Raw genomic sequence first — 8,777 nt, 5'->3', positions numbered from 1 at the left:
CGGCACTACCGATAAAGAAGAACGCCGGCTTGCGCCGGCATTTTCCGTTTCCAGCATAAAGGGCCGCAGTGCTGTTCGTGCACTGCGGGGCCGGGCACGACGCGCGCGAGCTGCTGGCGCGCTGAAGGCGGGTAGTGCCGGCCGCTGGCCGGCAACGTCCGGATCTGCGATTGCCGGCCAGCGGCCGGCACTACCGATAATGAAAAACGCCGGCTTGCGCCGGCGTTCCTTGATTCTTACGGGGCCTTCTGGATCACCGCACACGCCAGGCGTGCGCCGGCGTTGCCGGTCGGCTGGGTCTTGTAGTCGTCCGCATCGGCGTGGACGATCAGGCCGCGGCCGATGATGTCGAAGTCATCACCCTTGCCGATGTTGACATTGCTCGACACCGGGCCGTCGATGGTGGCCACGCCCTTGTCGTCGGCCTTGATGTTGGGCATGTCGCCGCCGTGGTGCGGATCGGTGGCGACGTTGCCGTGATCCTGCTTGCCCGGGTTGAAGTGGCCGCCGGCGCTCATGCCGTCCGGGGCGCTGCAGTCGCCCTTCTCGTGGATGTGGAAGCCGTGCTCGCTGCCCGGCTTCAGGCCAGTGATCTGGCCGGTCACGTGGACCTTGCCGTCGACCACCTTGAAGGTGACGCTGCCCTTGGTTTCGTTGCCCTGGGTCGGTGCCAGTTCGGCGGTGGCCGAGGCATCGGCAGCCGGTGCAGCCGCCGGGGCTGGCGTTGCGGCCGGTTCGGTGGTGGCGCCCTCGGCCGGGGCGGCCGGCGGGGTTTCCGTCTGCGGAGCGGCCGGCTGCTGGCCGCAGGCCGCCAGGCCCAGCGCGGCGATGGCCGCAAACAGCGAAGTGTGGATCAGACGCATTGGAATCTCTCCCTGGATGTTGCCTGCAGTGATCAGCGGACGACCCGGATCACGCCACAGGCGATGCGGACGCCGGCATTGCCGGCGGGCTGGCTGCGATAGTCGTCGGCGTTGGCATGCACGACCAGTGCACGTCCGGCGATATCGGTGGCGGCGCCTCCGCCAAGGGTAACGCCCTTGAGGTGGATATCGACGTTGGCGCGCCCCTGGGCATCGGCACGCAGGTTGTCCATGTCGCCCAGGTGGTGCTTGCCGGTGCCGGCGCGGCCATGCGCGGCGCCACCGGGATTGAAGTGGTTGCCGGCGCTGCTGGCATCCACCGCGCTGCAGTCGCCACGCTCGTGGATGTGGAAACCGGCCTGCTGCAACGGCTGCAGGCCACCGATCAGGCCGGTGATGTGGATACCGCCGGGCTCCACCATCAGTGCGATGCGGCCACTGACGATGCTGGCCGAGGCCGGCGACAGATTGGCCTCGCCCTGCTTCGCTGCGCTGACCACGGTGGGCGGCGGCGGGGTGGGCTCGGCCTTCTTCGGCGCGCTGCCACAGGCAGACAGCAGCACGGCGGCGGACAACGGCAGGATGGCAAAGGACAGACGCATCGAAGACTCCTTGCAGGTGACACTAAGCATTGCATCGTCCATGAACGATCAACGGTTCGGCAAGCGGGCGCGAGGATCGCGTGCAGGGACCGTTCAATGGCCCCCGCGGCGGCGCCCGGCGCCCAGCTTGCGGGTAAGGGTATTGCGGCCGAGGCCGAGGCGGGCAGCGGCTTCGGCGCGGCGACCGTGGGTGATCTGCAGCGCTGCCTCCAGCAGGGCATGGTCGACCCGCTCGCGCACCTGCGCGTGCAGCCCTTCCACGCCCTCGGCCAGCTGACGGCGCGCCCATTCGGCCAGCAGCGCTTCCCATTGGCCCGGATCGGCTGCGCTGCCGCTGTTGCGGCGGCCGCGCGCGCGGTTCAGCGCGGTATCGACATCGGCCACGCCGATGGTGTCGGCGGCGGCCAGCGCGGCCATCCGCCAGCACACGTTCTCCAGTTCGCGCACGTTGCCCGGCCAGTCGTGTTCGCGCAGCGCCTGCAGAGCCGCGGCGGTGAGGCGCTTCGGCGGCGTATCCAGCCTGCGTGCGGCGGCGGCCAGGAACGTGCTGGCCAGTTGCGCGATGTCCTCGCGGCGCTCGCGCAGCGGCGGCAACTGCAGGCGCACCACGTCCAGGCGATGCAGCAGATCGGCGCGGAACTTGCCCTGCGCGACCAGGCCTTCCAGATCCTGGTGGGTGGCGGCCACCACGCGCACATCGACGCGGATCAGCTCGCGGCCACCGACGCGGAAGAACTCACCCTGCGCCAGCACACGCAGCAGGCGGGTCTGCAGCGGCAACGGCATGTCGCCGATCTCATCCAGGAACAGCGTGCCGCCGTTGGCCTGCTCGAAGCGGCCGACATGACGGCGCTGCGCACCGGTGAAGGCGCCAGCTTCGTGGCCGAACAACTCGCTCTCCAGCAGTTCGGCCGGGATCGCGGCGGTATTGAGCGCGACGAACGGGCCCTGCGCACGCGGCGATTCGCGGTGCAGCGCATTGGCCACCAGCTCCTTGCCGGTGCCGGTCTCGCCGGTGATCAGCACCGCCAGCGGTGCCTGCGCCAGGCGACCGATGGCGCGGAACAGCGCACGCATCGGCGGGGTATCGCCCACCAGTTGCGGCGGCTGGTCGCCGGGCGTTTCGGCGGCGGGGCTGGGGGCGGCCAGCGCGGGCGCCACGGCCGGCAGCACACGCTGCGCCAGCGCCACGGCATCGTCCAGGTCGAATGGCTTGGACAGGAATTCATGCGCGCCCCCGCGGAACGCACCGGCGGTGCTGGCGACATCGGTATAGGCCGACATCACCACCACCGGCAGCTGCGGCAACGCGGCCTTGAGCTTGTCCAGCAGTACCAGGCCATCGTCGCCGGGCATGCGCACATCGGTGAACAGCAGCGCCGGTGGCGGGCCCGCGCTCAACGCCTGCAGGGCGGGAGCGGCACTGTCGAAATCAACGACCTGGTACCCCGCCTCGCGCAGCGCGGTGCACAGTACGAAGCGCACCGCACGATCATCGTCGACCACCCAGATGCGCTGTGCGGTGGTGGGGGACTCAGACATCGCGCGGGGCCTCCTCGGCAGGAGCGGCGCCGTTGCCGATCGGCAACAGCAGGGTGAACACGGTATGGCCCGGACGCGAGCGGTAGGTGAGCGTGCCGCGATGCTCGCGCGTGACCTGCTGGGCCAGTGCCAGGCCCAGCCCGGTGCCTTCGGCACGGCCACTGACCAGCGGCAGGAACAGGTGTTCGGCCAGCTCCTCGGGCACGCCACGGCCGTCGTCGGCGATTTCCAGGCGCAAGGCCAACGTGTGCAACTGCTCGGCGATGCGCACCCCATGCTCCACGCGGGTGCGCAGGGTGATGCTGCCGGCACCGGCCTGGATCGCGTTGCGCACCAGGTTCCACACCGCCTGGGTGAGGCGGTCGGCGTCGCCGTGGAATTCGGGAATGCTGGGGTCGTAGTCGCGCTGCAGGCGTACCGCCCAGCCGGCCTCGTTCTCGGCCAGGCGCAGCACACGTTCCAGCGCGGCATGGATGTTCAGTTCCGCATGCGGCGCGGCCGGGGCCGGCGACAGCAGCTGGTCGAGAAGGCCGTTGAGGCGCTCGATCTCCGAGCCGATCAGTTCGATCAGCTCACGTTCGCTGGCGTCGCGCTGCGCCGCGCGGCGGGCCAGCAGCTGGGCCGCGCCCTTCAGCCCGGCCAGCGGGTTGCGCAGCTCGTGGGCCAGGCCCTTCAGCGCCGCGCTGAGCGCACTGGGCAGCGCCTGGGTTGGGTCCAGCCCGGGGAATTCATCGACCGGATGCGCCTCCAGCAGCCAGCCACCATCGTCGCGGCGGCTCATCCAGCCCTCGGCGAAGCGCGGCGCCTCGCCGGGCACCGCCAGCGCCAGCCGGTTCAGGCGCAGGCTGTCGCGCTCATCGCGGGCCAGGAAATGGGCAAGTGCCTCGCCCTGCACTTCCAGTGCGGCCAATGGCCGACCCAGCAGGCGCCGGACGCTGACGCCCAGCCAGCGGGCGAAGGCCGGATTGCAGCCGGCAATGCAGCCATCGGCCCCGGCCCAGGCCAGCGGCGTGCCCAGGGCATCAAGGGACGGCGGGGGTGCGGGGTCGGACATTGCACCAATGTAGTGCAAAACGCGGGGTTCGGGGTCAGAGCCCTTTCCTGGCGGAAAGGGATCTGACCCCTGCTGCAGGTCGAGCAAGCTCGACCACTACCAGATGCAGGGCCGGTTACAGCTTCATGTTGAGGCCAACGAACACGCTGCGGCCCGGGGCTGGCGAGAACATCGGGCGGGCGCTGTCCCAGAAGAAGCTGTCGTACCAGGCGTAGGCGTACTGGCGGCCGGTGACGTTCTTCAGTTGCAGGTCCACGCTGAAACGCGGGGTGAGCTGATAGGCAGCACTGAGGTCGAGCACGGCGAAGCCACCGAACTTGCCGGCCACGTTGCGCTCTTCCAGGTAGTAATCGCCCTGTGCACGCGCCTGCAAGCCCAGCCGCAGCGCATCACTGGCGCGGTAGTCCACGCCCAGATTGCTGATGTGGCGCGGGGTGGCGGCCACTTCGCGGCCGTGCAGGGAAATGCCGGCATCGCGGTCGTCGCGGGTGATCTTCGCTTCCTGGTAGGCGTGCGACGCCCATACCGTCCAGTCATCGCCCAGCTGCAGGCTCAACTGCGCATCCACGCCGCGCCGGCGGGTTTTGCCCAGGGTGACCGTGGTGCCGGTGGCAGGCATGTTGGATACCTCGTTTTCCGCGTCCTGCTGCCACACCGCCAGGCGCGCCTGGGCGCCCTGGAACGGCTGGAACTTCAGGCCCAGCTCCATGCCCGTATTGGTGGACGGCTGCATCGGCGCCTGCCCCGGGGTGAGGTAGGCCGGTGCGGTGGACCCGGTCAGCACCTGGAAGGTGCGGCCCCAGTTGGCGTAGACGTGGGTGGTCTGGCCCAGGCTGTGGATGATGCTCAGCTTGGGCTGGCCGATGCTGCCGTAATCCTGCAGCCGGGCGGTGATGCCGTTCATCAGGTGCGTGCTGCCACTGAAGCGATCGATACGATAGGCCGGCACGATCTTCCACGCCTCGGCGGGCTGGTAGATCGCCTGCACGTAGGCGCCCCAGTTGTCGAAGCTGTGGCGGTCGTCGTTCTGCACGCGCGCCGGCGGCTGGCTGTAATCGGTCGGTTCGGCGTAGGCATAGCGCTCGCGGATATAGCCGTTGTCCTGCTGCTCGTAGTTCAGGCCGCCCTCGACAGTAAGCGTGGAGCTGGCCTGCCACGTCAGCGTGCTGAGCAGGCCAGTCTGGCGTTCATCCCACACGCGGCGCTGGCGCGGCAGGTTGCCGGTGGGCAGGTCGCTGAAGGTCACGCGGCGGTCGTCTTCATAGCGGTTGTAGTAGAGCCGCGTGCCGAAGCTGAGTGCGTCGGACAGCTTCAGGTCGACGTGCGCGGCGATCTGGCGCATGTCGCGGTCATCGCCGTCGTTGCCGTTGCGCAGCTCGCTGCCACGGCGGTGCGTGCGCAGTTCCTCGGCGGTCATGAAGCCCGGTTCGTCGGCCTCATGGTGGTAGGCGCGCGCGGTCAGGCCCACGCGCAGCCCTTCGTCCACCGTGCCGAAGAACCACTTGCCGCCCAGCGAGTACTTCCTGGAGGTGTCGTGGTCGCGATAACCATCGCTGGCCTGGGTGCCGACAAAGTAGTTCTGCGCGAAGCCATTGGCTTCGCGGCCAATCGCCAGCTGCGCATCACGGGTGTTGTAGCTGCCGTAGGCCAGGCGCGCATCGGTGTAGCTGCCGCCCTGGCGCGTACCGAAGTTCACGTTGCCGCCGATGTTGTGCAGGCCATAGCGCGGATCGTTGGTACCACGCACTACTTCGATGTAGCTGATGTCCAGCGGGAACAGCATGTCGATGAAGCGCTGGTTGCCGCTGTTGACGTTGCTGGGGATGCCATCGATCAGCGTCTTGATGGCATTGAGGTAACCCTCGCCGTTGAAGGCGCGGAAGCTGACCTTGCCCGATTCGGCGCCCTGCCGGGTTTCGGTGAGCTGGATGCCGGGCATCTGCCCGAGCAGTTCCCAGCTGTGCGAGACGTTGCGGTTTTCGATCTGGTCTGCACCCAGCACGTCCACCGAAGTCAGCACCTGGTGCGCACTGAGCTGGCCTTCGCCGTGCTGGTGCACCTGCACCTTGCCGAGGGTGAGCGCGGCATCGGCGGCCTGTGCGAAAGCTTCAGGGGCGAACGGCGCGGCCGCCAGGGCGGCCACAAGGGTGGGAGTCTTCATGGGAAGGGGCGGTTACGGTGAAATGTAATTATATAACATTTCACATGCCCGCTTTTGCAGCGTCGAGCAAGGCTCGGCGCTACAAGGGCGGGAGCCGGGCGGATTACACCGGGTAGCCGGTGGCTTCCCGTGCCTTCTTCCAGGCGGCTTCGAATTCACGCGCGGAGATTTCGTCGTCCTCGTCGAAATCCAGGAACGACACCGGCTGGTCGGCCAGCAGGAAACGGTCATCGCTGTGGGCGTGCTCGTCGGCCCAGACCATCTTGGTGCCGTAGATTTCCACCTGCCGCACGATCTTGTCGCCGCGCGCTTCCATCAGCACGTTGCCCTTGCCCAGGCCCGATTCGGCCCAGTGCTTGTAGTACTTCTTTGCGGCGGATTTCGCGCCGGGTTTTGCGTTGTGCTTTGCGTAGGTCATTGCAGGGGTCCTGGCCGCAGGCGCGGCCGGAAAGTTCGGAATGGCGCCATTATCAGGCATCCGGGGGCCAGAGCCTTTCCTTTGGAAAGGGATCCGCCCTCTGCTGGTTCAGTTCGGCAGGGGCACGCCCTTCGGCCACAGCATCCAGATGTTGCCCTTCTGCTTCATGTCGCCGGCCAGCTTGCCGGCGGCATCGCCACTGCCCCAGTACAGGTCCGCGCGCACTTCGCCGGCGATGGCGCCGCCGGTGTCCTGCGCAGCCACCGGGCGTACCACGGGCGTGCCATCGGGGCGCGTGGTCGACAGCCACAGCAGGCTGCCCAGCGGCACCACGGTACGGTCTACCGCCACGCTGTAGCCCGCGGTGAGCGGCACGTTCAGTGAACCACGCGGGCCTTCCGGGCTGTCCGGATTGCGCACGAAGAACACATAGCTGGGGTTGCTGCGCAGCAGTTCCGGCACGCGCGCGGGATTGGCCCGGGCCCAGGCGCGGATCGCGTCCATGGTGACGTCTTCCTTCTTCAGCTGGCCCTGGTCCACCAGCCAACGACCGATGGCACGGTAGGGGTGGCCGTTCTGTTCCGCATAGGCCAGCCGTACCTGCTTGCCATCGGCCAGGCGCACGCGGCCGGACCCCTGGATCTGCAGCAACTGCAGGTCCATCGGATCGGTCAGCCAGGCCAGCACCGGCGCCTTGGCGCCCTTGGCCGCGATGGTGCCGGCGTCGTCATAGGGCTTGAGCACCTTGCCTTCGACGCGCCCGCGCAGGCGCTTGCCCTTCAGTTCCGGGTAGAGGCTGTCCAGCTGCACCACCACCAGATCATCCGGCGTGCCGTAGACCGGCACCGTCGCCTTGTCGGTGCGGGTCAGGCTGCCGGGGTAGATCGGCTCGTAGTAGCCGGTGATCAATCCGTCGGCCTGATGGCCACCGGCACGCAGCGCATAGGCATCGAGGTCGCGCTGCAGGAACTGGCGGATCGCGGCCGGGTTCTTGTCTGACACCGCTGCGGCGGTGGCGCAGGGCTTGGCCCAGACAGCATCGTTTTTCAGGCGGGCGCAGCTGCTGCGCCAAGCCACGAAGCCGGCCTGCAGATCGCTGTCCGAGACCGCTGGCAGGGCTTTCCAGCCGACCTTGGCGTAGGTGGCCGCCGGCGGCGAGGTCGGCGTGGGCGCTTCGGAGCCCGTGCGGGGAGCGGTGGTGGCGCAACCGGCGAGCACGGCCGCTGCCAGCAGGGTCCAGTGCTTGCGCTTGAAGAAGGTGGCGGAATCGATCATGCCGCCATGGTGGCGGGCCGGCCGCTGGGCGGCAACCCAGCGCGGGGCCAAGCGTTCATGCGCGGAGTCACGGCGTCTGCAGCAGCAGCGAGTGCAGGATGCGGGCGTCCTCGGCATCCAGCGTCTTCGGCAGGTCGTCGCGGCCACGGAAGCGGCGGTGGAACGCAGCGACGGTGGCGTCGCGGTTGTCGAGCGGATAGCCGAAGCGGGCCAGCGCATTCCACGCGTCGAATCCTTCCGGTGCCGCGCCGTCGGCCGCGCGCGGCCACACGCCGAAGCCGGCCTCGGCCAACTGCTGCCATGGGAAGAAGCGGCTCGGATCCTGCTTGCGCGTCGGCGCCAGGTCGGCATGGCCGATCACCTGGCGCGGCGGGATGTTCAGGCGCGTGGTGAGATCGCGCAGCAGCACGATCAGCGATTCGATCTGTGCCGCACTGAACGGGCTGCGGCCATCGTTGTCGAGCTCGATACCGATCGAAGCCGAATTGAGATCGGTGATGGTGCCCCAGCGCCCGGCGCCGGCGTGCCAGGCACGGCGCTCATCAGCCACCAGCTGGTAACGATGGCCATCGGCGCCGATCAGGTAGTGCGCACTGACCGGCCCACCGCTGTTGGCCGTGCGCAACGTATGCAGGCTCTGCTGCACCGATTTCTGCTCGGTGTGGTGGATGACGATGATGACCGGGGTGCGCGCGTTCTGGTTGGGTGATGGGACCCAGGTGGCGAGCGGGTTGTGCTGCACAGGCGCGGTGGCGGTGCAGGCCGAAAGGGCCAGGGCCAGCAGTGTGGAAGCCAGAAGGCGGGGGCTGATCATGGACGAATTGTAACCATGACTGCAGCCGTGGTTCTTCGCGTCGTCCGG

General features: G+C 68.4%; 8 protein-coding genes. All 8 read right to left on the bottom strand.

Translation table 11 applies throughout. The features are described from left to right. Positions 1-236: 236 nt before the first annotated feature. The 8 genes from AC5P6H_RS16730 to AC5P6H_RS16695 all read right to left on the bottom strand — a co-directional run bounded on the left by AC5P6H_RS16730 (position 237) and on the right by AC5P6H_RS16695 (position 8,729). Positions 237-863, bottom strand: coding sequence for a superoxide dismutase family protein (locus AC5P6H_RS16730; protein ID WP_049420293.1), 627 nt, complete (start codon positions 861-863; stop codon positions 237-239). Positions 864-895: 32 nt separating this feature from the next. Continuing rightward, entirely contained in the window at positions 896-1,465 is a 570-nt protein-coding gene (locus AC5P6H_RS16725; RefSeq protein WP_032959349.1) for a superoxide dismutase family protein, read from the bottom strand. Between the two features lie 93 nt (positions 1,466-1,558). Then, complete coding sequence (ntrC, locus tag AC5P6H_RS16720) at positions 1,559-3,007, bottom strand: nitrogen regulation protein NR(I) (RefSeq protein WP_032959347.1); 1,449 nt, start codon at positions 3,005-3,007, stop codon at positions 1,559-1,561. Next, positions 3,000-4,061, bottom strand: a complete 1,062-nt coding sequence (locus AC5P6H_RS16715) for an ATP-binding protein (RefSeq protein WP_197574850.1) — start codon at positions 4,059-4,061, stop codon at positions 3,000-3,002. The genes ntrC and AC5P6H_RS16715 overlap by 8 nt, the downstream gene beginning before the upstream one ends. A gap of 115 nt (positions 4,062-4,176) precedes the next feature. Further along, the gene (locus AC5P6H_RS16710; protein WP_495202898.1) at positions 4,177-6,222 is read right to left on the bottom strand and encodes a TonB-dependent receptor; all 2,046 of its coding nucleotides are present in this window, start codon (positions 6,220-6,222) and stop codon (positions 4,177-4,179) included. Positions 6,223-6,325: 103 nt separating this feature from the next. Continuing rightward, positions 6,326-6,640: a hypothetical protein gene (locus AC5P6H_RS16705; protein WP_005411860.1), complete on the bottom strand. Its 315-nt coding sequence runs from the start codon at positions 6,638-6,640 to the stop codon at positions 6,326-6,328. 108 nt (positions 6,641-6,748) lie between these two features. Next, positions 6,749-7,915, bottom strand: coding sequence for a murein transglycosylase A (gene mltA, locus AC5P6H_RS16700; protein ID WP_032959393.1), 1,167 nt, complete (start codon positions 7,913-7,915; stop codon positions 6,749-6,751). A 67-nt stretch (positions 7,916-7,982) separates the two neighbouring features. Continuing rightward, positions 7,983-8,729 carry an N-acetylmuramoyl-L-alanine amidase gene (locus tag AC5P6H_RS16695; RefSeq protein ID WP_032959392.1) on the bottom strand — a complete coding sequence of 249 codons (747 nt, stop codon included), beginning with the start codon at positions 8,727-8,729 and terminating at the stop codon, positions 7,983-7,985. Positions 8,730-8,777: the final 48 nt, after the last annotated feature.

Source organism: Stenotrophomonas sp. YJH_SMC_110 (assembly GCF_059369255.1).
This window is presented reverse-complemented; position numbering and strand designations above follow the sequence as displayed.

What these genes read in the sequence shown, in the direction of transcription:
- AC5P6H_RS16710 (WP_495202898.1), bottom strand. Translation starts at nt 6,222, where the DNA reads ATGAAGACTCCCACCCTTGTGGCCGCCCTGGCGGCCGCGCCGTTCGCC.
- AC5P6H_RS16705 (WP_005411860.1), bottom strand. Translation starts at nt 6,640, where the DNA reads ATGACCTACGCAAAGCACAACGCAAAACCCGGCGCGAAATCCGCCGCA.
- AC5P6H_RS16725 (WP_032959349.1), bottom strand. Translation starts at nt 1,465, where the DNA reads ATGCGTCTGTCCTTTGCCATCCTGCCGTTGTCCGCCGCCGTGCTGCTG.
- AC5P6H_RS16730 (WP_049420293.1), bottom strand. Translation starts at nt 863, where the DNA reads ATGCGTCTGATCCACACTTCGCTGTTTGCGGCCATCGCCGCGCTGGGC.
- ntrC (WP_032959347.1), bottom strand. Translation starts at nt 3,007, where the DNA reads ATGTCTGAGTCCCCCACCACCGCACAGCGCATCTGGGTGGTCGACGAT.
- mltA (WP_032959393.1), bottom strand. Translation starts at nt 7,915, where the DNA reads ATGATCGATTCCGCCACCTTCTTCAAGCGCAAGCACTGGACCCTGCTG.
- AC5P6H_RS16715 (WP_197574850.1), bottom strand. Translation starts at nt 4,061, where the DNA reads ATGTCCGACCCCGCACCCCCGCCGTCCCTTGATGCCCTGGGCACGCCG.
- AC5P6H_RS16695 (WP_032959392.1), bottom strand. Translation starts at nt 8,729, where the DNA reads ATGATCAGCCCCCGCCTTCTGGCTTCCACACTGCTGGCCCTGGCCCTT.